Origin of the sequence: Bifidobacterium longum subsp. infantis ATCC 15697 = JCM 1222 = DSM 20088, from assembly GCF_000269965.1 — a bacterium.
In the GTDB taxonomy this organism is placed as follows: Bacteria; Actinomycetota; Actinomycetes; order Actinomycetales; family Bifidobacteriaceae; genus Bifidobacterium; species Bifidobacterium infantis.
On the sequence record NC_017219.1, the window covers coordinates 380,455 to 405,407 of the forward strand.

21 protein-coding genes, 3 tRNA genes and 2 pseudogenes are annotated in these 24,953 nt (G+C 57.3%); 18 read left to right on the forward strand and 8 right to left on the reverse strand.

The features are described from left to right. Positions 1-116: 116 nt before the first annotated feature. From BLIJ_RS01700 to BLIJ_RS01715, 4 genes are all read right to left on the reverse strand, one after another. Positions 117-833: a TetR/AcrR family transcriptional regulator gene (locus tag BLIJ_RS01700; protein WP_012576761.1), complete on the reverse strand. Its 717-nt coding sequence runs from the start codon at positions 831-833 to the stop codon at positions 117-119. A 90-nt stretch (positions 834-923) separates the two neighbouring features. Next, complete coding sequence (locus BLIJ_RS01705; protein WP_012576762.1) at positions 924-2,336, reverse strand: DUF2974 domain-containing protein; 1,413 nt, start codon at positions 2,334-2,336, stop codon at positions 924-926. Positions 2,337-2,655: 319 nt separating this feature from the next. Beyond that, positions 2,656-3,207 (reverse strand): methylated-DNA--[protein]-cysteine S-methyltransferase, encoded by a 552-nt coding sequence (locus BLIJ_RS01710; protein WP_041981663.1) that lies wholly within the window; start codon positions 3,205-3,207, stop codon positions 2,656-2,658. Between the two features lie 457 nt (positions 3,208-3,664). Beyond that, a complete protein-coding gene (locus tag BLIJ_RS01715; protein WP_007057690.1) occupies positions 3,665-3,832 on the reverse strand; it encodes a hypothetical protein in 168 nt (55 codons plus the stop codon). A 226-nt stretch (positions 3,833-4,058) separates the two neighbouring features. Here BLIJ_RS01715 and BLIJ_RS01720 point away from each other — a divergent pair. The 4 genes from BLIJ_RS01720 (at position 4,059) to BLIJ_RS01735 (ending at position 4,935) form a co-directional block, all read left to right on the forward strand. Further along, positions 4,059-4,131: transfer RNA gene (locus BLIJ_RS01720), tRNA-Gly, on the forward strand. 46 nt (positions 4,132-4,177) lie between these two features. Further along, positions 4,178-4,249, forward strand: a tRNA-Val gene (locus BLIJ_RS01725). Between the two features lie 48 nt (positions 4,250-4,297). Beyond that, a tRNA-Val gene (locus tag BLIJ_RS01730) sits at positions 4,298-4,370 on the forward strand. A gap of 340 nt (positions 4,371-4,710) precedes the next feature. After that, on the forward strand, positions 4,711-4,935 hold the full coding sequence (locus BLIJ_RS01735) for a hypothetical protein (protein WP_014484555.1): 225 nt from the start codon (positions 4,711-4,713) through the stop codon (positions 4,933-4,935). A gap of 415 nt (positions 4,936-5,350) precedes the next feature. Here BLIJ_RS01735 and BLIJ_RS14100 read toward each other — a convergent pair whose 3' ends face one another. Further along, positions 5,351-5,560: a hypothetical protein gene (locus BLIJ_RS14100; RefSeq protein ID WP_014484556.1), complete on the reverse strand. Its 210-nt coding sequence runs from the start codon at positions 5,558-5,560 to the stop codon at positions 5,351-5,353. Positions 5,561-5,819: 259 nt separating this feature from the next. On the opposite strand from BLIJ_RS14100, the gene BLIJ_RS01740 reads away from it, so the two are divergent. The 3 genes from BLIJ_RS01740 to BLIJ_RS01750 all read left to right on the forward strand — a co-directional run bounded on the left by BLIJ_RS01740 (position 5,820) and on the right by BLIJ_RS01750 (position 7,249). Next, a complete protein-coding gene (locus tag BLIJ_RS01740; RefSeq protein ID WP_012576766.1) occupies positions 5,820-6,143 on the forward strand; it encodes a type II toxin-antitoxin system RelB/DinJ family antitoxin in 324 nt (107 codons plus the stop codon). Further along, positions 6,133-6,327 carry a hypothetical protein gene (locus BLIJ_RS01745; RefSeq protein ID WP_014484557.1) on the forward strand — a complete coding sequence of 65 codons (195 nt, stop codon included), beginning with the start codon at positions 6,133-6,135 and terminating at the stop codon, positions 6,325-6,327. Before BLIJ_RS01740 ends, BLIJ_RS01745 begins: the two co-directional genes overlap by 11 nt. A 178-nt stretch (positions 6,328-6,505) precedes the next feature. After that, positions 6,506-7,249: a MerR family transcriptional regulator gene (locus tag BLIJ_RS01750; protein ID WP_012576767.1), complete on the forward strand. Its 744-nt coding sequence runs from the start codon at positions 6,506-6,508 to the stop codon at positions 7,247-7,249. Positions 7,250-7,429: 180 nt separating this feature from the next. On the opposite strand, the gene BLIJ_RS01755 is transcribed toward BLIJ_RS01750, so the two are convergent. Further along, on the reverse strand, positions 7,430-8,707 hold the full coding sequence (locus BLIJ_RS01755) for an MFS transporter (RefSeq protein ID WP_012576768.1): 1,278 nt from the start codon (positions 8,705-8,707) through the stop codon (positions 7,430-7,432). A gap of 245 nt (positions 8,708-8,952) precedes the next feature. Further along, entirely contained in the window at positions 8,953-9,969 is a 1,017-nt protein-coding gene (locus tag BLIJ_RS01760) for a carbohydrate kinase family protein (RefSeq protein ID WP_012576769.1), read from the reverse strand. A gap of 370 nt (positions 9,970-10,339) precedes the next feature. On the opposite strand from BLIJ_RS01760, the gene rpmB reads away from it, so the two are divergent. Both rpmB and BLIJ_RS01770 read left to right on the forward strand, forming a co-directional pair. Continuing rightward, the gene (rpmB, locus tag BLIJ_RS01765) at positions 10,340-10,534 is read left to right on the forward strand and encodes a 50S ribosomal protein L28 (RefSeq protein ID WP_007051452.1); all 195 of its coding nucleotides are present in this window, start codon (positions 10,340-10,342) and stop codon (positions 10,532-10,534) included. Positions 10,535-10,633: 99 nt separating this feature from the next. Beyond that, on the forward strand, positions 10,634-13,468 hold the full coding sequence (locus tag BLIJ_RS01770; protein ID WP_012576770.1) for an ATP-dependent DNA helicase RecG: 2,835 nt from the start codon (positions 10,634-10,636) through the stop codon (positions 13,466-13,468). A gap of 137 nt (positions 13,469-13,605) precedes the next feature. Here the strand turns inward: BLIJ_RS01770 and BLIJ_RS01775 are convergent, their stop codons facing one another. After that, complete coding sequence (locus tag BLIJ_RS01775) at positions 13,606-14,145, reverse strand: substrate-binding domain-containing protein (protein WP_256756172.1); 540 nt, start codon at positions 14,143-14,145, stop codon at positions 13,606-13,608. A 363-nt stretch (positions 14,146-14,508) separates the two neighbouring features. Between BLIJ_RS01775 and BLIJ_RS01780 the strand changes: the two genes are divergently transcribed. From BLIJ_RS01780 to rsmD, 9 genes and pseudogenes are all read left to right on the forward strand, one after another. After that, complete coding sequence (locus BLIJ_RS01780; protein WP_012576772.1) at positions 14,509-15,420, forward strand: carbohydrate ABC transporter permease; 912 nt, start codon at positions 14,509-14,511, stop codon at positions 15,418-15,420. Beyond that, positions 15,420-16,397: a carbohydrate ABC transporter permease gene (locus tag BLIJ_RS01785; protein WP_012576773.1), complete on the forward strand. Its 978-nt coding sequence runs from the start codon at positions 15,420-15,422 to the stop codon at positions 16,395-16,397. Before BLIJ_RS01780 ends, BLIJ_RS01785 begins: the two co-directional genes overlap by 1 nt. 114 nt (positions 16,398-16,511) lie before the next feature. After that, the gene (locus BLIJ_RS01790) at positions 16,512-17,900 is read left to right on the forward strand and encodes an ABC transporter substrate-binding protein (RefSeq protein ID WP_014484561.1); all 1,389 of its coding nucleotides are present in this window, start codon (positions 16,512-16,514) and stop codon (positions 17,898-17,900) included. A gap of 89 nt (positions 17,901-17,989) precedes the next feature. Then, positions 17,990-18,565: pseudogene (locus BLIJ_RS01795) on the forward strand (enolase-like domain-containing protein); the annotation flags it as partial. A 310-nt stretch (positions 18,566-18,875) separates the two neighbouring features. Continuing rightward, complete coding sequence (locus BLIJ_RS01800) at positions 18,876-20,099, forward strand: MFS transporter (RefSeq protein ID WP_012576776.1); 1,224 nt, start codon at positions 18,876-18,878, stop codon at positions 20,097-20,099. Between the two features lie 77 nt (positions 20,100-20,176). Further along, positions 20,177-22,201 carry a beta-galactosidase trimerization domain-containing protein gene (locus BLIJ_RS01805; protein WP_012576777.1) on the forward strand — a complete coding sequence of 675 codons (2,025 nt, stop codon included), beginning with the start codon at positions 20,177-20,179 and terminating at the stop codon, positions 22,199-22,201. A gap of 837 nt (positions 22,202-23,038) precedes the next feature. Then, a pseudogene (locus BLIJ_RS15335) lies at positions 23,039-23,350 on the forward strand (type IIL restriction-modification enzyme MmeI); the annotation flags it as partial. 292 nt (positions 23,351-23,642) lie between these two features. Further along, on the forward strand, positions 23,643-24,242 hold the full coding sequence (locus BLIJ_RS14110) for an IS5/IS1182 family transposase (RefSeq protein ID WP_012576779.1): 600 nt from the start codon (positions 23,643-23,645) through the stop codon (positions 24,240-24,242). 80 nt (positions 24,243-24,322) lie between these two features. Then, positions 24,323-24,934: a 16S rRNA (guanine(966)-N(2))-methyltransferase RsmD gene (gene rsmD, locus BLIJ_RS01820; RefSeq protein WP_012576780.1), complete on the forward strand. Its 612-nt coding sequence runs from the start codon at positions 24,323-24,325 to the stop codon at positions 24,932-24,934. Positions 24,935-24,953 lie beyond the last annotated feature (19 nt).

The following is a 24,953-nucleotide window of genomic DNA, read 5'->3' on the forward strand; positions in this document are numbered from 1 at the left end:
CTTCCATCTTCCTGTGTGAGGGCTGGAAACGCCAGCATGAGAGGCTGATTGCGCCTTGTGAGAAACCTCACGCAGGGTTCATTCGACGGAAGCAATCCAGACTCACTGGTTTTCGGTCAAGCGGTGTACCCGGGGAATCCTGCGGGGCCGTTCGACGGTGAGATGGGGGATGGCGCGGCATGCATGCCGGGGGCGGCCGAATCCTGCGCATTGTGCACGAAGATGCGATTCCAGTAATTAAGCATGTCCTTTTGGCTCATGGCCAGGTATATGCCCATGGCCAGCACGGCCACATCTTCTTTAAGCAGGTCTTTGATTTCGATGGCGTCGCTCAATTCGGGCCAACGTTGCAGCACGGCGAGCATGCCGCCCACGGTGAACTCGACCATGAGATCGGTTTTCAGGTCAAGGTTCTTGGGGTCGCGTTGCAATGTGCTGAGCATTTGCAGACGGCAGAAGTCGCGCAGCGATTCGGTCAGTTCAAGCGTGCTGTGCGGGCCTGCCAACAGGGCCAGGCGGTCGAGGCGTTGCCGTTGCTCTGGATCTGAGAGCGTGGCGGTGACGCGGTCTCGCCATTGTTCCTCGGGATTGCCATTTGGGTCGGGGGTGCGGTTGATCGGAATCGATTCGACCTGATGCAGGATGGCTGAATCGGCCAATTCGGGCAGGCTGGAGAAGTGATAATAGAACGAATTACGGTTCACGCCAGCCTCACGCACCACATCGGTGACGGTGATCTTGCGGTAGTCGCGGTCGGCGAGCAATTCCCAGAAAGCGTTCTCTAGGCGTTCTTTGGCGGGCAGCACCTCGGAATCATGGCGTGGACGTGGCATCTCTTCCTCCTGATGCACCAGCGTGATATGGTCACGCTGTCTAATAACTTATTGGGCAGTATAACTATTATTTGTGGACATGTCTATGAGCTAATCGGCGATTTCAGTTGCGTCCTCCGCTGAGGGCGAAGCTGCGGTGCCGGCATCGGTATCGGCTCTGGCCGGGGCCGCTCTATCTGTTCCTGTCGCGGTTCCTGTCGCGGTTCCTGCTGGGGTCTCGGCTGTTCCTTTGGCGGTCGCAGAACTTGGTGCGGAAGCTGGGGCGGGCGTCGGCCTGCGTTTGGCCGTGGACGCCTTGAACAGTATCGCCAGGGCCTCAACCAAATGACGCCGGTCTGCGGGGGTCAGCCCTACATACGCGCCAAGCATCGCCGGAATCGAAGCGGGGAAGTTGCTCATCACCTCGCTGAAACTGGTGGCGCCGTTGGCGTGCAGCACGGTGAACAGCGCGTCCACCGCACGCTTGCGCTGTTCGGGCGTAAGCGTGGCGATCCAATGGTTCAGCTCCTCGTTAAACAACTGCGAGCTGGAACTCAAATCCGGCTCGGTGATGAACTGGTCACCATCCAATAGCCAGGTGAAGGCGGAATGCTGCATGATGCCATCCGAATCGGAAGAGACCACGCGGCAAGGCTCCGGGGTCTCGAAAATCATGCCCACAATCGACGAACTTGGCACGATTTTCGTCACCTTCGGCTGGATGGTGCGGTAGGCGGGGCTGGTCACAATCTCCGGCGGGAAACCGGGGCCGTCCAGTGAATAGACATGCTGAATGCGCTTGCGCACCTTGGGGTCGGCGTTCATGGCCGCGTAAATCGCCAGGTTGCCTCCCTTGGAATGGCCGACCAGAATAATCGGACCTTCCCACAGTCGCGCCACCGTATCCAGATAGGCGCTGGCTGAACGTTGCGCCGGCACCGGATACTGGAAAGCCATATTGAAATCTTCCTTCCATCCGATGAGCGAATCATCGGTACCGCGGAAGGAAATAACCAACGTGCCTTTGTAGGTCGGCTTCCGGCGCTTGTGGCCGTCGGGCAGTTGGAAGGTGGCGGCGGCGAATTGGGTTTGCTCGCCCTGATTGATGCGCTCGACCACCGCGCCCAGGCGAACGTTGGCGTAGCGGGGGTTCTCGCCTGCGGCCTGGAACAGGTCGTGGGTCAGGTCCGGATTGACCACTGAAACCATTTGGGCTTCGTGCGGCTTGTCGTCGGCATGCGTTTTCGGCGAACGATGCAGCTCGCGGTTGGCCTCGTCAAGGCTTACCGATTCAAGCTCGGGATGCCAGATACCCTTCAACCAGATCAGTGGATGCTTGGGCTCGAAAGCGCGAATGCGTGCGGCGAACGAGCCTGACCGCGTCTCATCCAGCATCAACGTCGGGCAGATACTGGCCACATCCTCATAGATGAGCGTGGAGATGATCAAGGCGTCGATTTCGTTGAACGGCAAGTCGGCGAAGGAGCGCGTTTCGGTGTGCGCGTAATCGATAATGCCGGTCATACGCACCTCCTGCTTCCGTTGATATTGCATATCCCCTTGGGTCATGTGGTCTTGCGATCGCGTGCGGCCGTGCGGCTGCGCGCAGCAATTAACCATATGCATTCCATTGTAGGGATTGTACGGTTTTGGCCGGCGCGATCGAGCAAGACTGCACCGACGGCGAACAATTCGTGGAAGGATTCCCGTCAGCTTGTCGAAAATTGTCGGGTGGCAGGGTTGCGATGCCAGCCAGCCGACCACCCTACGACGCACGCGCCATCTCCCGCCGGCGGGAGGGTTAACCACTCAATCCTTTTGACGAGGCGGACCGCTGGGCCCGTCAAGGGTTCGGCAGATCGAAGCGCGCCAGATCCACGCCCTCGAGTTCAAGCAACTCGGCCTTGATGTCGAGTCGGCCGCCGTAGCCGCCAAACGCGCGGCCCGAGCCGACTACGCGGTGACAGGGCACGATGATGGTAACCGGATTGCGCTTCACTGCGCCTCCGACCGCCTGCGCGGCCATGCGGCCGCCACCGCGTCGTTCGGCCAATTCGGCGGCGAGTTCGCCGTAACTTACCGTCATGCCATAGGGAATTTCGGCCACCAGATTCCACACTTCATGTTGGAATGGCGTGCCGGCGGGATGCAACGGCGGCGTCTGATCTAGGCCGGGGCGCTCGCCGGCGAAATAGGCGGTCAGCCATACGCGGGTCATACGGAACACATCGGGTTCACGATCGGATTCGCGATTCGAATCGAGAACGGCTTGGTGATCGGTGGCCCACCACCAGTCTTCAAGACAGAGTTCGGTAAGTCCCTCGCCGTCCGAGGCCATCATCATCCTGCCGATGGGCGTTTCGACTGTGGCCCGCATCAGTTGTCGTTGCGTCATACCGCCATTATCGCGCGTTGAGGGATGAAGCCCATACTGTGCCTGATTTCATGAAGGACGGGTCGTGCTGTACAGTCAGTATTGCGTGCTGGGCAGCGATATCTGACATAGTGGGGGTTCTTGGGCCGGCGTGAGTGTTCTTTCCGACATCCCAACCGTCTAACTCCGCTTCGAGGGGCTGATTTGGGTTATTCCGGAGGTCTATCTCCGTTTCGAGGGGCTCTTCATCCGGGAAACCGCAAGTATAAACGGCTCCGGGCTAACGTCATTACGCCGTTTTTGGCCCGTGTCTACTCAGCCACCAGCCCCTTGAAACGGGAGTAGACCTCCGGAGAAGGCCAAATCAGCCCCTTGAAACGCAGCGACCCCTCTGATTGGAGTCAATCAGAGGGGTTCGGCACATTGCTGATGCAGCTGGTCCGCCTTGAGGTGGAACGTAACCAAGATTCAGGCGGGATTACTCCGCAACGAGCGCCAGGAAGGCGGCGGCCACGGCGGCTGTCGGGTTCGGGAATTCCTCGTCCTGGTTGAAGAACGGCACGTCGGCGTAGTTCAGGAACTTCACTTCGGCACGGTCGCCGATCAAGGCCTTGGCCTCTTCGGCCAGCTGATCGGTTATCGTCATGCGTTCCTGATTTCCACGGCCATGGCCGTGCAATGTGCCCATCGCTTGGTTCTACCCGCTGTTTATGCTGGCCATGCCCATCGCTTGGCTGCTGTATACGGTCACCGCGAGTTATGTGCACGGCGGCACCCGATAATCGTTGGAAAACCGGTGGGACACGCGGGGGCTTGGCTTTTTCCTGAGATTGGCGTATCTTTGTCACCTGTTGCCCGTGAAGGTAACACATGCGGACATAGCTTAGTTGGTAAAGCGCAACCTTGCCAAGGTTGAGACCGCGGGTTCGAGTCCCGTTGTCCGCTCTCGGATGGCTGGTTCAGGATGATTGATTCAGCCTGAGGATGACCCGGGCGGTTGGCGCAGTGGTAGCGCACTTCCCTGACACGGAAGGGGTCACAAGTTCGAATCTTGTATCGCCCACTCGATGAATCGCCGGCAGAATGTTGCCGGTTTTTTCATCACAAGCTCGGGCGATTGGCGCAGCGGCTAGCGCACTTCGTTCACACCGAAGGGGTCGTAGGTTCGATTCCTACATCGCCCACCCGATATCACGCTCGTCAGCCTATGATGGCGGGCATTTTCTATATCTGCTGTGCCACGGCTCCTTATATGGCGTCCGGCTTCGGGTGGCATCTGGCTGTGAGCGGTTTCGATCATGAGTGGCGTCCGGCCGTCGTGCAATCCCGCTGCGCGCGGTGCCGTTTGGGCTGTAATACGGGTGCTTTGAACCGGCCATAACTTCTTCATATGTCCCGGGGCTTGTGTCGTGTGCCGCGGCGTGCTTCCATAGTGGATATGGCGGTGCGGAAGGGGAGCCGCCATACTTGCTTACACAAGGACGTCTTGGTCAGCCAGGGCAACGGCATGGAAAGGGGTTTGCGATGGTGTGCACCACGCTGAATTTCGCGGAGAAATACCTGCTGAAAACCGAAGTCAGGTCCGTTGCCGGTATGTCCGGCGGTACTTCCGATGCTGGTACTGATTTCGATGTCGATCTCGGTGGCGAGGGCGACCTCAGAAGCGATCATGCCACCGGTTTCAATCGCTCGCTATCGGCCGACGATTATTGGGCTGCAGCCGGATATGCCGATGAGTCATTGTATTGATGGACGTGATGACGCGGTAAGGGCGCGTCGATAAGTGCGGCTGGTGTCGTGGCTGATGCCGCATTTGGTGCTCGTTCGGTGGTCGCGGCTGATGTTCCGTACGGACCGCCTGCAATGGTTTTGCATCGGTGGTGCGTCAAAATCCGGACCGTCGCCGACGCTGTTGACGTCTGGCGGCGTTGGAGGGACAGATAATGGATTGTCAACGCCGCTGAGAACGATTGGCGACGGTGGTGGGACAGCGGATGCCCTACCACCGTCGCCAAGAGTGGTACTTGTGTCGGTGGCGTCCAAGACATGGCCCGGCACCGACATCAGATACTCTGAACGTCGGCGGATTCCCGTTCTGTGTCCCAGCGCCGACGTTTGATTCCTGCTTATGCGAGCTGGCGTCGGTAAAAAGGCAGAACTTGGTTCACCGGCGATGTCTCAGCACGTTTGCGCGCGTCGGATCCTTCTGGAGCAGCGGGAAAACGAGCGCCACAACGAGCAGGACGGCGATGGACAGCACGCCGAACGAGGCGTTGCCGGTCAGGGACGTGGTGGTGGCTACCAGGAAGGTGCCGATGATTGAGGCTGTTTTAGGGAAGAAACAATAGTGAGACCGGGGAACCCTTGAAATCATTGGGGAATCATGGTGGCGATGCATGCGATTAACGCATGTTGTTAACACAGATGTGGAATGAGGAGGCGCGTGAGGCTCGTGGTCTGCGACGCATGAGTGTGACCGTGAGCTCCCCAGCTGATGAGCGCAAAGGCAGAGATTGGTTTCACGCGGGATTGTCCCGATGTCAAGGTCATGATGCAAAAGCGTTAAGCATCCTACGGATTATATTGAGAAGAGAAGTCATTAGTAATACAATTGGCTTTGGAAAGGATTCATTATGAGCACTACTACTGTTCGCATGGATGATGATCTCAAAGCTGAAGTGAACGCCATTCTTGATTCCATGGGATTGAATTTCAATACGTTCGTGAATATGGCCAGCGTGCAGTTGGTGTCGCAGCGTCGTATTCCGTTCGAGGTGAAGGCGCCTGAACCCGTGCTGCCTCGCGCGGGACGTGTTGCCGCCAATGGAGTTACGTACCGTGGGGTCGACGAACAGGGATATCCGGTGATCGAAGTGCCGAACGCCATGGTGTTGAATCCAAGCCGGGGCGCCGATGGTGTTGCCGTACTGCCCAAGGCGTGGCGCGATGGCGAATAATCATGATATTCCGGAATTGATGCCGGTTCCGGAGCAATTGCATGTCTTCGACGTGTATCGCATGCAGGTGCGGTTCCTCCGGTCGGATCTACAGGGATTCACCGGTAGATTGAGCCGAAATGATGCCATACGTGTGGCCAATGCGGTCGGCGAGGTAAAGCCTGAAGAACAGGTGTGGCTGTAATTCTGTTCTGCCGTCTAACTGGTTCGGGGTACTCACTGTGAACCAGTGCACAATTGCGATGGTCGGATGTCTTTCTACAGTCCGCTTATATGTGAAGGTTTTGTGGTCGACGTTGCGTCATATGTTGCTTGTGACGTTGCGTAATGCGGCATATTGCTTGGTGAAAGGAGGTTAGGCCATGTCGATGGACGATGAAACGGACAGCCGATACACCACAGGGGACATCGCCAAACTCACTGGTGTGAGTGTGCGAACCGTGCAGTACTACGACGCCAAAGGTCTGTTGATTCCCAATGAGATCAGCGACGGCGGCCGAAGGCTGTATGGGGCTGCAGAGGTCGAGCGGATGCGGGTCATCCTTTTTCTCAAAGGACTCGGCTTCAAGCTGGAGCAGATTCGCTCGATTCTGTCGGACGAGCGGCCGGAACGGGTGCTGGTTGATTTGCTGGATCAGCAGACGGCATCCTTGCAGTCGGGTATCGCCGAGCAGAAGCAACGTCTTGATGACTGCTTGCAGCTGCGCAAAGCACTGACGGTCTCGGCGTCGGACTTCGTATCGTCAACATTAACCGACATGGCAACCGTTATGAACACCACAACCACTCATTCCCTGCGCACCACATATTTGGTCATGCTGGCAATCGCATTGCCCGCGACTTTGTTGCAAATTGCATGCCTCGTCATCGGTGTGATGACAGATGTATGGTGGCCGCTGCCGGTCGCCGTTCTGCTGGCGATTGCGCTCACTGTTGCGGCGATGAAGTACTATCGCTCCCGCGTGCAGTACCTATGTCCGGCTTGCCATGAGACCTTCCAGCCGGGTATGCGAGAGTTCGTATTCGCCGCACACACGCCCAAGACACGCAAGCTTACCTGCCCGCATTGCGGTCACAGGGGGTACTGCATGGAACTCAGCATCTGAAAGTTTCTGATTATAGCGTTCGATTTACCAACGGTAGTTGTCGCAGAATTTGCGACAACTACCGCCCTGTCAAAATATGTGCGTTGTGCAGGGCTAAATTGTTTCAGGTCGCGGCTCGGGCGGTAGGGTCTGCCGTTTTATCGCTGCTTCGGCGTTCCTGTTGCTGATTGATGGATGATATTACGCTTGCGTCGGGTCTTTCTGCAGCAGCAGGAAGACCAGCGCCGCGACGAGCAGGATTGCGATGGACAGCACGCCGAACGAGGCGTTGCCGGTCAGGGACGTGGTGGTGGCCACCAGGAAGGTGCCGATGATTGAGGCGGTCTTGCCGAAGATATCGTAGAAGCCGTAGTACTCGTTGGCGTGATCCTTGGGGATGATCTTGCCGTAGTACGAGCGGGAGAGCGCCTGGATGCCGCCTTGGAACATGCCGACCAGAATCGCCAGAATCCAGAACTCCACGGCCGATTTCATGAAGAACGCGGCGAAGAGCACGATGCACATGTATGCTACGACCGCCGCCGTGATCATCGCCTTGCAACCGAATCGCGCCGCCAGGCGGCCGTAGAGAATCGCGCAGGGGAAGGCCACGAACTGCGTGACGAGCAGTGCCACCACCAGCTGGGTGGAGTCGATGCCAAGCTCGGCACCGTAGGAGGTACTCATCGAAATCACCGTGTTCACGGCATCGATGTAGAAGAAGAACGCGATCATGAACATCCACAACGGCTTGTTCTTCACGATTTTGCCGAACGTGCCCGCCAGTTCGCTGAACGTGCCGCGCATGGCCGAGCCCAGCTGGTCACGGGTGGCGCGATAGTGCACTTGGCGGTAGCTGGTAAGCAGCGGGATGGTGAATGCCACCCACCAGATGGCGGTGATGATGAATGAGGCGCGCGTGCAAGCCACCGTGGACCAGCCGAAGAGCGACGGGCCGCCGAAGATCAGCACGATGCAGAAGATGAACGGCACGGTGGAGCCGATGTAGCCCCAGCCGTAGCCGTGCGAGGAGACCTTGTCCATGCGCTCGTTCGAGGTGGTGTCGATAAGCATCGAATCATAGAACGTCAGCGAGCCGTTAAGGCCGATGGTCGCCAGAATGTAGACGACCAGGAACGGCAGCCAGGTCAGGGGCAAGGCCATTGCGCAGCAGGTGACCACGCCGGTGCCGAAGAAGCCCAGGAAGAACTTGATTTTCATGCCTTGCACGTCGGCGATGGAGCCGAGCAACGGCATGAGCAGCGCTATGACCAAGGAGGCAATGGTTTGCGCGTAGCCCCAGGCGGACACGATGTTGCCGTCCGCCGGCATCAGCGATTTGGCGTAAATGGGGATGACGGCGGTGGACAGCAGCACGAATGCCGAGTTGCCGACGTCGTAGATGATCCACTTCTTTTCGCGGGCGGTCAGTTTGGCGCTTTGCGGCACCGGTTCGTGGACATTCGTGGGATCAGTCATATGCACTCCTCGACGGTATTCAACTCAATCTATCGTAGAAGCGCGGACTAGGGTGGGGGGCCATTCCGGTTGAACGGCGGGTGAATAATGCCGGGGCCCCTTTCTAAGGGGAGCCAGGGCAGAAAAATAGCTCCCCTCGCTGAGGGGAGCTGGCCGCGAAGCGGACTGAAGGGAGCCGATCGTGGACTGAAGGGAGCCGATCGTGGATTCCCCCAGATGAGGAAATCCACTCAATCGTCCGGAAACTATTCGCCGATCAGCGCGATGGCCTCGTCGTAATCGGGGCATTGCGGCACGCCGTTGAGGCTGCGCTGGATGGCGATGGATGCCGCCGCGTTGGCGATCTTTACCGATTCGGCCAGACTATGGCCCTTTGCCAGCATCGCGCACATCACGCCGGTGTGGCAACCGCCCGCCGAACGGGTGTGTACGGCCTTGGTCGGGTATCCCTCGATATGAATCGTCTCGCCACCTGGCTCACGAATCCAAGCGCCGCGGGCGCCGACACGCACCACCAGCGGCGCGCGCAGTGTAGTGCCCAAGCCGTCACACAACTGGTGCATGAAGTCGTCGAGTCCACCGCCGATGGTGACCTTGCTGTCGTCGATCGGCGCGCCCAGGCGCTCGGCCAGCGTCATGGCCTCCTGACGGTTGCAGGACCAGACCGGGCGTGCGAGCACCAGGTCCTCAAGCATATGGTCGTTGACCAGACGCAACGTATTGGTGGGATTGATCACCAGCGTGTAGTCGCGTGCAGCCGGGTCGGTACCGGCCTTGAGTAGGAATCCGTCCACGCCGGTGGCCGTATGGTCCATCAGTGTGTTGCCGCTGATGTGCACCACGTCTTTGGGCTGCGGCTCCAGCGTGTTGAACGTGTCCGCGTCGCCATGAGCCTCGGCGCCATAGGAAGCGATGAACGTCTTCTTCGGCGCGCCGGAGCTCAGCACCACGCGGAAACCGGAATCCTCATCAAGACGATCCTGGCCGATATGCGTAATGCCGTTGTCTTGGAATGACTGGCGGATGAAATGCGCCCACAGGCCGTTGCCCAGAATGCCGGCGTGCTCGGTCGGCACGCCCATGCGGCTGGCCGCCTGCAGCACGCGATAGCTGCCGCCAATGGAAGGCTTCGGATGATCGGCCACGGCGAATCCGCCCTGTGCCGGCACCTCGTCCACATTGAGCATAATGTCCACCCAGACTTGCCCCAGTGAAATCACGCTGGGCTCGTGAGTGCCGATACCTCGCCTGAGATTCAACATGACAGCCTCCTTCGTCGTAAGTTGCACGAGGACCCCTTCGTCCCTTGCCATCTCTTATACCGAGATTATATGAGAGTTTGCTGGATGCGGAATAGGCAAGCCGGCGTGTTTTATCAGGTAAACGCTACGATTTGCGGCGTAATTCGCCGATGGCGAACCAATGCCGAGCCGCTCGCGAACCGCTGATGGCCCACTCGCAAGTTACGCTCGAACCGCGCGTGAACCGCCGAAGTTCACCCATGATACACGCAAGAGTTGCGGTTGTCGGTATTGGGCTATATATTTGTGAAGTTGTGTGTTCGGCATGTCGGGTGAAACCGGCGGTCGAATGCGCGAAAGACTTGACACATCAAGGTTAAGGGAGTCCATCATGGCAGCTCGTTGCGCAGTGTGCGGCAAGGGACCGCAGACCGGTTTCACCGTTTCCCATTCGCACCGTCGTACCAAGCGTAGCTTCCGCCCGAACCTGCAGTCTGTGCGCACCACGATTGATGGCGAGAACACTCGCCTGCGCGTGTGCGTCAAGTGCCTCAAGGCCGGCAAGGTTCAGCGCGTGGCCGCGTGAATCGCGTACTAACGTGGAGCAAAACCCGTTTGAGCTTCGGCTCAGCGGGTTTTGTTGTTTCTGCGGCCTAAAGGGGCCGTGCGAATAGAATAGGCCAATATGAGCATCACTATGGACACCACTCTCGCTTCGCTGGTCACCAACAAGCGTCGCGTGTCCGCGCTCAAATCGCTGGGAATCGTCACTGTCGGCGACGCCCTGACCTACTATCCCTTCCGCGTCACCGAACCGGTGCCGCTTCGCGCCATCCGCGAGGCCGCACCCGGCCAGCAGATGGCATTTGCCGCCGTGATACGAGACATGCGCGTGGTGCCGATGAACGCTCGCCGCGGCTACCGACTCGAGGCGGCGGTTGACGACGCCGACTTTGCCCGGTCTCGTCGCGTACCCGGCAGCACGGCTCGGCTCACGTTCTTTTCGTATCGTAAATCGTATGTGGATTGGGTCAGCATGCGGCTGCGCGCCGGCACGTCTGTGGTGGTCTCCGGTATGCCCAGCGAATACATGGGTCAGCTGCAATTCACGCACCCCGAAATCCTCACTGTCGCGCCCGGGTCGGCCGGAACAGGAGCGGGGCTTGAGGGTTACGCTCGGGGCGCGGCATCCGGCAATGGCGCGTTTGCGGGAAGTACCGATCCGTATGCCAGTGCGCAGTCCGCGTATCCGCCGGCCGCGGCTGCCCCTTCCGGGGCCGCGCTGAAATACGACGCCGATACCGTGCAAGAGGCGCTTACCCGCGTCTGCCGGCCCCGCCCGGTATATCACGCCAGTTCGCGTATTTCATCCGAACATATTCATGAGACGATTCTGGGATTGCTGTGGATGATGGGGGCCCGCACGTCATCCACGCCTGACGGGCAACTCGCTGGCGCTGGGTCAGTCGACATCGTGGCTCCCACGACCGACACCATCGCCGTCCAAAACGGGGAAGAGAAGTCCGGCACGACCGCCGAATCCGGTGCTGAGGCGCTCTCCCGATCCATCCCAGATGTGCTGCCCGAATCGGTGCGCAAGGCCAAGAACCTCATGCATCGGGCTGAGGCGTTCCTGGCCATTCATGATCCGGCCTCCACGGCCCGGTTCAAGGAAGCCATCGAAACCCTGCGCTATGAGGAGGCTTTCGTTTCGCAGACCTCGCTGCTGAAGGCTCGACAGCACGCGCACAAGTCATCGGCGCATCCTTGCCCGCTGAACGAGGCGCTGGAAACAGCTCGAGCGTCGGTGGGCGAAGCGGCCGCGGAGCCAAGCGCACAACCGGGAGCATCGGAGCGCGGTGCTGCGACCAATCTGCCTGATCTGCCCAATTTGCGTGACCGTTTCATCGCCTCGCTGCCGTTCACACTGACAGCCGGGCAGAGTCAGGTGGTGGACGACATCGCGGCCGATCTTGAACGTGACTGGCCCATGCAACGTCTGTTGCAGGGCGAAGTCGGCTCCGGCAAAACCGTGGTGGCGCTCGCGGCCATGCTGCAGGCGGTCGGCGCCGGCTATCAGGCGGTGCTGGTGGCTCCCACTCAGGTGCTTGCCGAACAGCATTACGAGACCATCAGCAAGATGGTGTCGGGGCTGGCCCTTGCACAGCCGGGTGCCAAGGAGACCGATGCCGCGGCCGACGTTGAGGGCGCGATGGGCGCGTCCAGTGCTTCGACAGTCTCTTCTTCCAAGGTGTCTGCGGAAATTCCCGTCACCCTGCTGACCGGTGGCATGAAGCTTGCTGCGCGACGTAAAGCACTTGCTGCGGCCGCCAGTGGCGAGCCGGGCATTATCGTGGCCACGCACGCGGCATTTTCCAAGACCTTCCAAGCCCCGCACTTGGCCTTGGTGGTAATCGACGAGCAGCACCGGTTCGGTGTGGAACAGCGCGAAAGTCTCAACGCCAAAACCGACGACGGCACCACGCCGCATCTACTGGTGATGACCGCCACGCCCATCCCGCGCACTGCCGCCATGACTTGGTTCGGTGATCTCGATATTTCCTGGCTCACCGAATTGCCCGGCGGCCGCAAACCGATTCGCACCGTGGTGGTCAATGAGGCCGACGCCGCCACCATGGGGCGTATGTTCGCGCACATTCGCGCGCGAGTCGACGCGGGGGAGCGGGCCTATATCGTGTGCCCGCGCATTGATGCGGATGATGAGGAGAACGAAGGCGGTTCCGGCGTTTCGTCAGCAGCCGGTTCTGCCAGCGGACGCGCCGCAGCATCTGGTTCCAGCGCCCGCACAGCTGCGGGCGGCCGTGCGACGCGCGCGGCGGCCGACGCCATCGGCATCGACGATCCCTACGAAACCTTCGACGAGAACGGCGAAACCGTGGCTCGCCCGCCATTGCATGCGGTGGCCGAAATCGCCGACCGGTTGCAGAAACTCCCGCAATTCCAAGGCATTCGGTTTGCGACTCTGACCGGCCGCGACAAGGATGACGTCAAAACCCAGGTCATGGCCGATTTTGTCGGCGGCGAGACTCCGATCCTGGTGTCCACCACGGTGATCGAAGTCGGCGTGGACGTCAAGCAGGCCAGCTGCATCGTCATCTTTGATGCCGACCGATACGGCCTCTCTCAGTTGCATCAGCTGCGCGGCCGCGTGGGACGTGGCGGCACCAACTCGTGGGCGTTCCTTATTTCCCGTGCGGAACCCGGCTCCCCGGCCGAGCAACGGCTCGAAGTGATTCACCACTCGCTCGACGGTGCCGAAATCGCCCAAGCCGACTTGGAATTCCGCGGTGCCGGCGATGTGCTCGGCGACGCCCAATCCGGCGGCAAGTCCAGCCTGAAGCTCCTGCGCGTGGTCAAGGACGCCGACATGATCGCCGACGCCCGCACCCGTGCCGAGCAGCTTCTGGCCGCCGACCCCGAACTGGCAGACGAGGTCCAACTCGCCGGTGCCGTCCTCGACTTCACCCGAGGCAACGAAACCTTCCTGACCTCCAGCTGAGGCTAGGGCTGCGCCCCCCCCCGTAATCGCACGATATTGTATTTTCATCTGGTAAACAGAAGTAAATGCTTGTGCCAGAGACGGATTGCATATGCATGGGTGCTTCGTGGAAGCTGATTCTGTGTTCCGTTGCTGAGTTACGGACGTGCTGGCGATACGCAGCTTTCGCGTTCGACAAGCTGCGTGGGAAAAATGAAGTAATTCTGTTCCACCTTTCCTTCCCGCGCTTCGAGAATCAGGTTGATGCATTGTCTGGCGATGAGGTCGAATGGCTGCCTGATGGTCGTCAGGGATGGACACATGCTTGCCGCAGGATAGACATCGTCGAAACCGATGATCGATAATTGTTCGGGCAGACTGATGCCGTGCTGTCGGGCGGCGCGATAGACGTTGATCGCGACGAGATCGTTGAACGCGAAGATGGCGGTCGGTCGGTCCTGCTCCCTCATTTCCAGGAGATTGCATGCCGCCTTGTATGCCTTGTCGGATACGTAGTCGCCGACCTTGATGAGATGCGGATCCGCGCTGATGCCGCTTTTCTGCAGCGTCGCCATGTATCCGCTCAGCCGCGCTTGTGAGGATTGTGAATTAGTAGGGCCAGTGATGACGGCGATTCGTCGATGCCCCAATGATATGAGATATTGTGTGGCGATCATTCCCCCGGTCCAGTTATCAATGCCTACCCCCGGCTCTTCTCTTTTCGTATGCGACGCTGCAAAAAGCGTTACATATAGAGTAGAGAAATTTTCGCTACTCTAGAACAGCTTTTCTATCGGCGTGTTGCTGCCTATATAGCGGAGACGGATGCTGCAGCCATGGATTGGCTGCTGTTTCTTCGATGGGTGCGATTTGTGCATATCGTTGCAATAAAGCCCTTCTAAGGCGGGAAAACAAGATAACGAAAATTTCGCCACGCGCGATGAAGTTTTATTTGCTTTTTTTTTTTAAAGCCTTGTACATTGAAGGACGTACCGATGGATGAAACGGCAATGGCGACGATGTTGTTGACAGGCTCATTCAGACGGGTTAGGAGAAAAACTATGACAAATGCAACGGCGCAACCGGATACTTCCGTGATGCGCAAGCCGAAGCGCCAATACATAGGCATATTGTATTGTCTTCCATACGTGGTGGTCTTCCTGTTCGGCATGATCGTCCCGATGTTCTACGCGCTTTATCTCAGCTTCTTCAAGCAGTCCCTTCTCGGTGGCACCACATTCGCGGGCTTCGACAACTTCATCCGAGCGTTCAAGGATGAGGCTTTGTGGGGCGGCTTTAGGAACGTGCTGATTTACGCGGCGATCCAGATTCCGATGAATCTGATTCTGTCCCTCGTGGCGGCGCTCGTCTTGGACTCCCAGAGGATCCGCCATATCGCGGTGCCGCGAATCCTGCTGTTCCTGCCTTATGCCGTCCCAGGCGTCATCGCGGCGCTGATGTGGGGATACATTTACGGCGATAAGTATGGTCTTTTTGGACAAATCGCCGGTATGTTTGGCGTAGCGGCTCCTAATATGTTGTCGAAGCAGCTCATGTTGTTCGCCATCGCGAACATCTGCACTTGGTGCTTCCTTGGCTATAACATGCTGATTTATTATTCTGCACTGATCGGCATTCCGAACGACCTGTACGAATCTGCCCGTATTGACGGCGCTTCGGAGCTGCGCATCGCTTGGTCCGTGAAGATCCCCCAGATTAAGAGCACCATCGTGATGACGGTCCTCTTCTCTGTGATCGGCACGCTCCAGCTGTTCAACGAACCGAACATCTTGCGTACTTCCGCCCCGGACGTGATCAACAGCAGCTATACGCCGAACATCTACACCTACAACCTCGCATTCAATGGCCAGAACGTCAACTATGCCGCTGCCGTCTCTCTGGTCATCGGCATCATCGTCATGGCCTTGGTCGCCGTCGTTAAGATCATCGGCAACAAGTGGGAGAACAAGTGATGAGTGAAGCAATCGCAAGACCGCGTTCCAAGTCGCTGCAGCGCAGAGACGCCAAACTGGCGCTCAAGGCAAGCAAGCATTACAAGCGCATGCAGCAGCGTGAGCCGGCTCCGAAGCTGACCGGCAAGCAGCGTGTGCTCAACTGGCTGCTGCACATCATTATGGCTGTGATGGTCATCTACTGCCTCGTGCCGCTGCTGTGGGTCGTCTTCTCTTCCACAAAGACCAGTGAGGGCATCTTCAGCTCTTTCGGCCTGTGGTTCGATGACAAGAATGTGTTCTGGCAGAACGTGCAGGATACGTTTGCTTATCAGCATGGTGTCTACACTCGTTGGCTGTTCAATACGATCATGTACGCAGTGGTAGCAGGTGTTGGTGCAACCATCATTGCCACTTTCGCTGGGTATGCCATCGCCACCATGCGATTCCCTGGACGTAACGCCCTGCTGGCCGTCACTCTGGCATTCATGTCAATTCCTTCTACGGTGATCACCGTGCCGCTGTTCCTCATGTATTCGAAGATCGGGCTGGTCGGCACTCCGTGGGCCGTGATTATTCCGCAGCTTGCCACGCCGTTCGGCCTGTATCTGATGATCATCTATGCGCAGACCTCGATTCCGGTCTCGCTGATCGAAGCCGCGAAACTGGACGGTGCAAACACTTGGACCATCTTCTGGAAGGTCGGTTTCCCGCTGCTGTCTCCAGGTTTCGTCACCGTACTGCTGTTCACGCTGGTCGGTGTTTGGAACAACTACTTCCTGCCGCTGATCATGCTTACGAATACCAACGACTACCCGTTGACGGTCGGTCTGAACATGTGGCTGAAGATGGGTGCCCAGGGAACTTCAGACGGTCAGGTTCCGAACAACCTCATCATCACGGGCTCGCTTATCGCAGTTGTTCCGTTGATCATCGCATTCATGTTCCTGCAAAAGTACTGGCAGTCTGGCCTCGCGGCCGGCTCTGTCAAGCAGTGAACCCTTGGCCGCACGGTCCCTACGATCACACATTCGTTGCCTTGGCGACCGTGCGGCATCCATCTGTTTGAAAAAACAACAAGATAGTAATTCATGACACACAAAGGAGTAATCATGAAGAAGAGTATTCGCCTTATAGCTGCTGTAGCAGCATTGGCCATGACTGCTGGAGCGGCTGCCTGCGGCTCTGGTACTTCGCAGAAAAACAATAAGGCTGATGTATCTTTGAATGATATTAATTCCGCTTTAACCGATACCTCAAAAACAACGGATTTGACGGTATGGGCATATTCGGCTAAGCAAATCGAAGGTCCGGTCAAGGCTTTCCAGGAGAGATATCCTCATATCAAAATTAACTTCGTCAATACAGGCGCTGCATCTGATCATTTCACGAAATTCCAAAACGTTGTTTCTGCCAATAAAGGCGTTCCGGATGTAGTACAAATGTCGATCAGCGAATATGAGCAGTATGCGGTTAGCGGAGCGCTCCTAAACTTTGAATCAGATGAAATTGAAAAGGCTTGGGGAACGCAGTATGCACAAGCAGCGTGGAAAAATGTGCACTTTGGTGGTGGACTGTATGGCACCCCGCAGGATGCTGCACCTTTGGCCCTATATGTTCGAAAGGACATTCTCGATGAGCATGGGCTGAAAGTTCCCACTACTTGGCAAGAATTCTATGATGAAGGAGTCAAGCTTCATAAGCAGGATCCAAGTAAGTACATGGGGTTCATTTCCTCTAGCGATACTTCTTTGTTCGGTGTATTACGTACCGTTGGCGCAAAGCCTTGGACGGTAAAGGATACAACGAATATTGATTTCTCGCTAACCACAGGTCGGGTGGCGGAGTTCATTAAATTCATTCAGAAGTGCCTGGATGATGGAGTTCTTCGTGCTGCTGCTACCGGTACAGATGAATTTAATCGTGAAGTCAATGATGGCGTATATGCAACCAGATTGGAAGGGTGCTGGCAAGGCAATATCTACAAGGATCAGAATCCTTCTTTGAAGGGTAAGATGGTCGTCGCCCATCCTTTGGCATGGGGTAATGATGGAGAATCGTATCAGTCTGAGTCTACTGGCTCCATGTTCTCTGTTTCATCAGCTACACCAAAGGATAAGCAAGCAGCGGCATTGGCTTTCATTCAGTGGGTCAATGGCAGCAAGGATGGAGTTTCTGAGTTCTTGACGGCAAATAAAGGTAATTACTTTATGGCCTCTAACTATTATCAGAAGGATAAGAGCAAGCGAGATCAGCAAGAAACAGACGGATATTTCGCAAATACTAATGTGAATGAGATCTATTTTGAGTCTATGGATAAAGTGAACATGGACTGGGATTATATTCCATTCCCTGCGCAGCTCACAGTTGCGTTTGGTGATACCGTAGCTCCTGCTCTGACAGGTAAGGGAGACTTGTTGACTGCATTTACCAAGTTGCAGGATAACCTTAAGTCTTACGCCGAGGATAACGGTTTTAAAGTCACCACTGACGCAGACTGATAACCGCCCATAATATGTTGTTGCGGGGAGGATGGCTGGTCTGCCGTCCTCCCTTTTTGAGATTAAACATCTTTCCAAGGAAGCGCACTGTGAGCGTTATCACCAAAGTCACCACGTATGATTTCCGGTTCCCGACATCGGCCACGTTCTCGGGTTCCGATGCCATGAACCCTGATCCGGATTACTCCTCCGCCTACGTCGTCGTCTCCACGGATGCCGGTGACTCCGGCAATGGATTCGTCTTCACCATCGGCCGTGGCAACGATGTCGTCGTCCGGGCCATCGACTCCATGTCCGAGACCCTTATCGGTCGTAACGTCGAGGAACTGCTCGACAACATGCGTCTCGCATGGGATCTGTTCGTGCGCGATTCGCAGCTGCGCTGGCTCGGCCCTGAGAAGGGCGTCGAGCACATGGCCATCGGCGCCGTGCTTTCGGCCCTGTGGGACCTCAAGGCCAAGCGCGCCGGCAAGCCGCTCTGGCTGCTCCTTTCCGAGATGGAGCCTGAAGAGCTCGTCGCGACGCTTGACTTCCGTTACCTGACCGACGCCCTCACTGCGCAGGAGGCCATCGATATCCTGCGCGCCGCCCAGGAAGGCAAGGCGGAGCGTATCGCCCACCTCAAGGAAGTCGGTTACCCGGGATATTCGACCGCCGCCGGATGGCGTGCGGTCGGCAAGATACAGAGAAGTATGTGCAAGATACGGAGAAGTATATGAATGCGATAAGTATTGCGCTTCCATTCCGACAGTGGAATTATTTGCGTTGTCTGTCTAATGTGATTCGACCAGATGGGACGTCGATAGTCGGTCCTATTCCGTGTGCTGGTGATGTGGAGTTGATCATCCATTAGTGCCTCATATGCATATCGGCTATCAATGTGGGTAGGTGAAGGAGATATACGCAAGAATATCTAAGATATAAGTTCAAATTCTTAATCTTTTCAATGTTGATTTATATGTGTCTGGAGTGATAATGTCAAAAATAATTAATTATAGTGAAGTACTGGAATCCAAACGTCTGATGGTTGGCGTCTTGTCGGTGTCTTTCTTATTGTCCGCTGGTAATGCTATTAGCGGAACGATTCCCGCGATGGAAGAAGCGTTCTCGAATATTTCGAAAGCCAATATTGAGACACTAACGACCATACCGACAGCGGGAATTATGCTCGGAACCGTCCTCTCGGGTGTTTTCTCGAATTATCTAGGAAAAAAGAAATCCGTGCTCGCGGGTTTGATTATCGCTTTGGTTGGCGGTGTTATCCCCGCGTTCCTGCCTCAATACTGGCCAATCTTTATTTCGCGTTTCCTCTTTGGCGTGGGCATGGGTATCTTTAATCCGCTTTCTGTGTCCTATATCACCGATCTGTATGTGGGGGATCGTCAGCGTAGTCTTCTTGGATACCGCAATGCGGTTAGCAATCTGGGTGATACCATCATGCTTTTCGTTGCTGGTATCTTGATTACCTTTGGTTGGAATATCACCTATCTGGTCTTCTTCGCCTTGCTGATACCGATTGTTTTAATAATTTTGTTCGTTCCAAAGGAATTCGATAATTTCGATATCAGGAACAGTGCTCTGGATGAGAATGGTCAGATTAGTGACAGTGTGTCTGATGTCAAACCATCTACGAATCTCAAGGTGATCGAGGTTGGCGTTGTATTTATGGTTATCACTATGCTATATAACGCGATCCCGCTGAAATTTGCGAGCTATATTGTCACGGAGCATATCGGCACTGCCTCGACCGCCACATGGATCTTCAGCTTCCTGGTCTTGGCGGGCATTTTCTCCGGCGTGCTGTTCGAGAAGATTTCCAAGGTTTTCAAGCGTTTGACGGTGTTCGTATTCGAGATTGTTATTGGCGTCGCCTATATCACGATTGCGTTCACCTACAACATTCCGTTGCTGACGGCTTTGGTGTTGATCTCTGGCTTTGGTTGGGGTATTATCAACCCGGCATTGACAGCGCGACTCGTAGATGTGTCGCCGATTAACTCTATGAATCTGAGTACTTCAATAATTGTTATCTTTATCAGTGTTGGTTCTCTTATTTCCCCGTACTTCTTCGCAATGTTCGCGGGCTTGTTCGGTAACGATTCGGCTGCGTTCGCTATTGTTGTCGGTGGTGCCCTGTATGTGGTCATGGCCGTGCTTGATTTCATCAAAATAAAGAAGAACAAGGAGCTGAGCATCTGATTGATTCGTGGTTGGAATCGTTGACGACGATTCCAACCCGGCAATCGGAAGCCGTTCCATCGCAACAAAGGAGTTCAATGATGTCCACCGCAACTGGTTTCCCAAATCGCCAGATTAATCTGGATTTTCATACCAGTCCTTACGTTGAGCATGTCGCCGACGATTTCGACGCCGAGGAATTCGCGGAACGTCTGCATCGTTCTCACGTAAACTCGATAACCTGTTTCGCCCGTGACCATCACGGCTACCTGTTCTATCCCTCGAAGCGCCATCCCGAGCTCGTGCATCCGCACCTGTCGGACAGGAATCTCCTGCTTGAGCAGATAGACGCCTGCCACAAGCGCGGCATCCGCGTCCCCGTCTACACGAGCGTGGGCTGGGACGGGTACAGCGCGCTCAACCATCCCGAGTGGCTTGCCCGGGACCCCCAAGACAATGTAATAAACGGATGCCCGTCGGTTCCAAAGCCGAACTTCTACGATTCGCTGTGTCTGAACAGCAATTACAGGGCCTATCTCATCGATCACCTCAACGACATCATCGACAGCCTCGGCCCGGACCGCGTCGACGGGCTCTTCCTGGATATCTTCTCCTTGGTGCCGTGCGACTGCCCGCGTTGCCGGGAGCAGATGGAGCGTCATGGCTTTGACCACACCGATATCCGCCAGCGGGAACGGTATTCGGCCATCCTGCTTGACGAGTTCCGTCGTGAGGTCCACGACCTCGTGGATGATCGGGTGCCTGGCGCGACTCTGTTCTTCAACGGTGGGCATATCGGCCCCTCGAACAAGACCTCGTTGGACACGTTCACCCATCTGGAGGTCGAGAGCCTGCCAAGTGGTTTTTGGGGCTACGACAACTTCCCAATCGTGATGAGGTACGTGCGCAATCTCGGCAAACCCGTGGTCGGCATGACGGGCAAGTTCCACACGGCTTGGGGTGATTTCCATTCGCTGAAGAACGAGGACGCGATGGAATACGAGTGCTTCCAGATGCTGACGATGGGCGCCGGCTGCTCCATCGGGGACCAGCTCCATCCGAGAGGCGGGTTGTCCGACGCCACCTATGATCTGATCGGACGGGTCTACTCCCAGGTGGAGGCCCTCGAACCGTACACGCTGGATACCGACACGATGGCGGACATAGCGGTCATGACGCCGGAACGCGAATGGAACATGGACAGCGCGCTGTCCGATTCGTTGATCGGCGCCAACCGGATGCTCACGGAACTGGGATGCCAGTTCGACATCATCGATCCGGACATGGACTTCACGCGGTACGGGCTCATCGTCCTTCCCGACGAGATCGTGTCCTCCCCCGAACTCCAACGGAAGCTGCTGGACTACGTGCATGGCGGCGGCAAGGTCGTCGGCACGTACATGTCGATGGACAACGGCTGCGACGAGACCAATCCGCTGTACGGCAACAGGATGCTGGGCGATTCCTATTGGGATCGGGATTTCATCATGCCGAACGACGAGGTCGGGGCGCGTCTGCCCAAAGAGGAGTTCGTCATGTACGAGCGTGGCGCGCGGGTGAGGACGGCGGGATCGCGGGTGCTGCTGGATTCGGTCGAACCCTACTTCAATCGTGAGGGGAGGTATTTCTGCTCCCACCTGCATGCCCCCTCGACCGGGAGGGTCGGGTTCCCCGCGGCGACGCGGTACGGCGACGTCGTCTATTTCTCCCACCCGTTGTTCCGCATCTACAAGGATTTCGCCCCGTCGTGGGTCAAGGCGATATTCGCCGACGTCCTCGATCTGCTGATGCCGAGGCAGCTGGTGCGCAAGGAGGACGGGCATACGGTCAGCGGGCTGGAGGTGCAGCTGCGCCGTTCGGGTTCGCGCAATTCGTTGATGCTGCATTGCCTGTACTACCCCTGCAAGAAGTCGGCCGCCAACCTGTACACGATCGACGAGAAGGTTCCGCTGTTCGACCAGCGCGTGCGCGTGTATGTGGGCGACGCCGAGATCGAGTCGGTCCGCGCGATCCGTCAGGGCGAGGTGATCTCCGAACGGGACTACACCGTGGCCGACGGGTATGTCGATCTGAACATTCCCAAGATCGACGGGTACGAGATCATCGAGTTGTCGCTGAAATGACGCACCGACTCAGAATCCCGGTCTAACGGCCGACATGGGGGTCTGGAATCGTCTCTAAGCCTTTGCCGAAGGCTCAGAGACGTTGCATGCGGCTGCCTGAGGAGTGGAAGACCCTTGTGTTCCGCACCCTTGGGTCACAGCCGCTTCGGGCGCGGAGTTTTCGTTGTTTCAGGACTGGATTCCGTGTGCCCCGTCTTGTCGGCGCGTGGCATCAGGCATTGGTCAGAGCGCTGACTCGCTGGGGTGACTCCAATGATGTCGGCCGTATTCGACGAATACGGCTCGTACACGTCCTCATGGTCGGCGGTCTGCGCGAAATCCATCGCCGAAGACGAGGACTGGTGGAACGAACTTTCGTCCGCCTATCAGTGGGTGATGTCTGAAATGGGGCACAAGGGAATGCCGCGTCCGGACCCGGATGCGGCCCCGTTGTGGGCGTGGGTGCGCTGGGTCGATTCGAAAAGCCGGGCGCGCACCCGTCCCGACCGCCGGTATCCGGGTTTCCGCAACCAGTACGACGGGTTGGAGCTCCTGCATCTGCAGGTCGATGAGAATCGTGTATTGTGCACGGATTTCGACCAGTACCATTGTGTGATCAACCGGTGGCCGTGCGCCCCGTTGGATGCCGACAGGTGGCCTCCCGCCGAATGCGACCGGTGGCTGGACGAGCATTGGGACGACCCGGCCGACATGAAAGCGGTCCAGTATCGGAAGAACACGATCGTGGATCCGAAACGTCTGCCGGACCGGTGGATACAGGCCTGCCTGTGGACGGTCACGCCCGAAGATGTGTTTGATGTGCGCCGTGCGTGCGGGAAACCGGATACCATTGGGAATCTGGATGATCTGAGGAGCAGGGCGGCCAGGTTTGCCGAATCATGGGCTGGACGCGGCGACGAGAAATCCGAGACCCAACAGTATTGGCGGGACCTGTTGGACAAGGTGCTGCTCATTCCGGACACGAGCGACGGGCAGACGCTCTGGTTCGAACGTCGCACCGCATTGGGCGGTTTCATCGACGCGCTCATGATTCAGGCCCGCGTGCTCGTGGAGCAGAAGAGCCTCGGCGTGGATTTGGACAAGCCGGAGCCGCGCCGGGGGAGCATGGTCACGCCCGTCCGACAGGCGAAACGGTATGCGGACGCCCTGATCGCTGATCCCGGTTTTTCAGGACGCATGCCTTCTCCTGGAAAGGAGCGGAGAGCAATGGATTACAGCGAATTCGACGCCCTGCCATTGGAGACCGATATGGTTTCCATCAGCAAGGACCCGTCGCACGACGGCATTCGCGACATGTCCTCATTGGAAAAGGCTGGTGAAATCGTCTCCGCACGAATCGGGAGATTGGGCGGACTCCGTTGGGAATCGCGGATAGGAGCGGGGTGTCAACTGGTAACTAGGGTGTGTTTACACTATCTAGGTTTTGTGTGATGATTGGCGTATGTGTACGCCGGGGTATGGCATCACGCTTGACCGGTTCATGAGGGTCGCGCACCTGTTGCCGCGCCAGAGGGGCAACGTGGCGGTCGACAACTACAGGTTCGTCAACGCCCTGCTGTGGATGTGCAGGACGGGAGCCCCGTGGAGGGACCTGCCGGAGTGCTACGGCAAGTGGATCACCGTCTGCCGGCGGTTCGACCGCTGGTACGGGAACGGCGCGATGGAACGCCTGTTCACGGCATTGCAGGAGGAGCGGATCATCGGGGTGGAGATCCGGGTGCTCGCCATGGACTCCACGAGCGTGAAGGTCCACCAGCACGCGCCCGGCGCGTTCATGGGAGCCAGCCTGCTCATGGACCGCGCCTACGAGGGGGATTCCACCCGCCTGCTGGCGGAGTCGTTCGGCCTGACGCCGGTCGTGCCGCCCAAGAAGAACCGCACGGACCCATGGGACTACGACAGGGAGGCATACAAGGGGCGGAGCATGGTCGAACGCGTCTTCAACCGCATGAAGCACCACCGCAAGGCCGCCACCCGCTACGACAGGCTCGACGAGACCTTCCTCGCCGCGCCCGGCTCATCCTCATCGCCATCTACCTGAAAACACAGCCAAAAACTCAAAGTGTAAATACACCCTAATTCATGATTGGTATGCGTAGATGAGCCTGTACAGTGAAAGCTATGCGTGTAATTTCTGGACGATTCAAGGGTATGGCGCTTGCTACGCCGAAAACGGGTACCCGGCCTACCACGGATCGCACCAAAGAGGCGATTTTCTCGCACCTCGACTCATGGGGAGTGCTGGATGACGCCCGTGTACTGGACCTGTTCGCCGGTACTGGTGCGTTGGGCATCGAAGCACTGAGCCGTGGCGCGCGAGAACTCGTGGCCGTGGAAAGTTCCCGGCCTGCGGCGGCGCTGATTACCAAGACCTTGTCGCAGTTACAGAAGAACCGTTCGTGGGATGCTTCGCTCAAGGCCCGTGTACTGGTCAAAAAAACCGAGCAAGTGGCTGGCGGCTTTGGTGAATCCTTTGACGTGATATTCATCGATCCGCCCTACGCCTATGAGACCGCTGAATGCAATCAGTTGTTGGCCAATCTGGCGGTGGGCAGCGCCACCAACGAGAACACCGTGATTATGCTCGAACGCTCGGTACGCTCCGACACCCCCACCGCCCCCGAAGGCTGGCAAATCACTGAAAGCCGCAACTACGGCGAAACCGCCGTCTTCTACATCGAATCCGCGGATGACGACTCGGATATAGAGCGTTCCGACGATTCCGCCGCGTAGTGAATCTCCCACCGTGTGG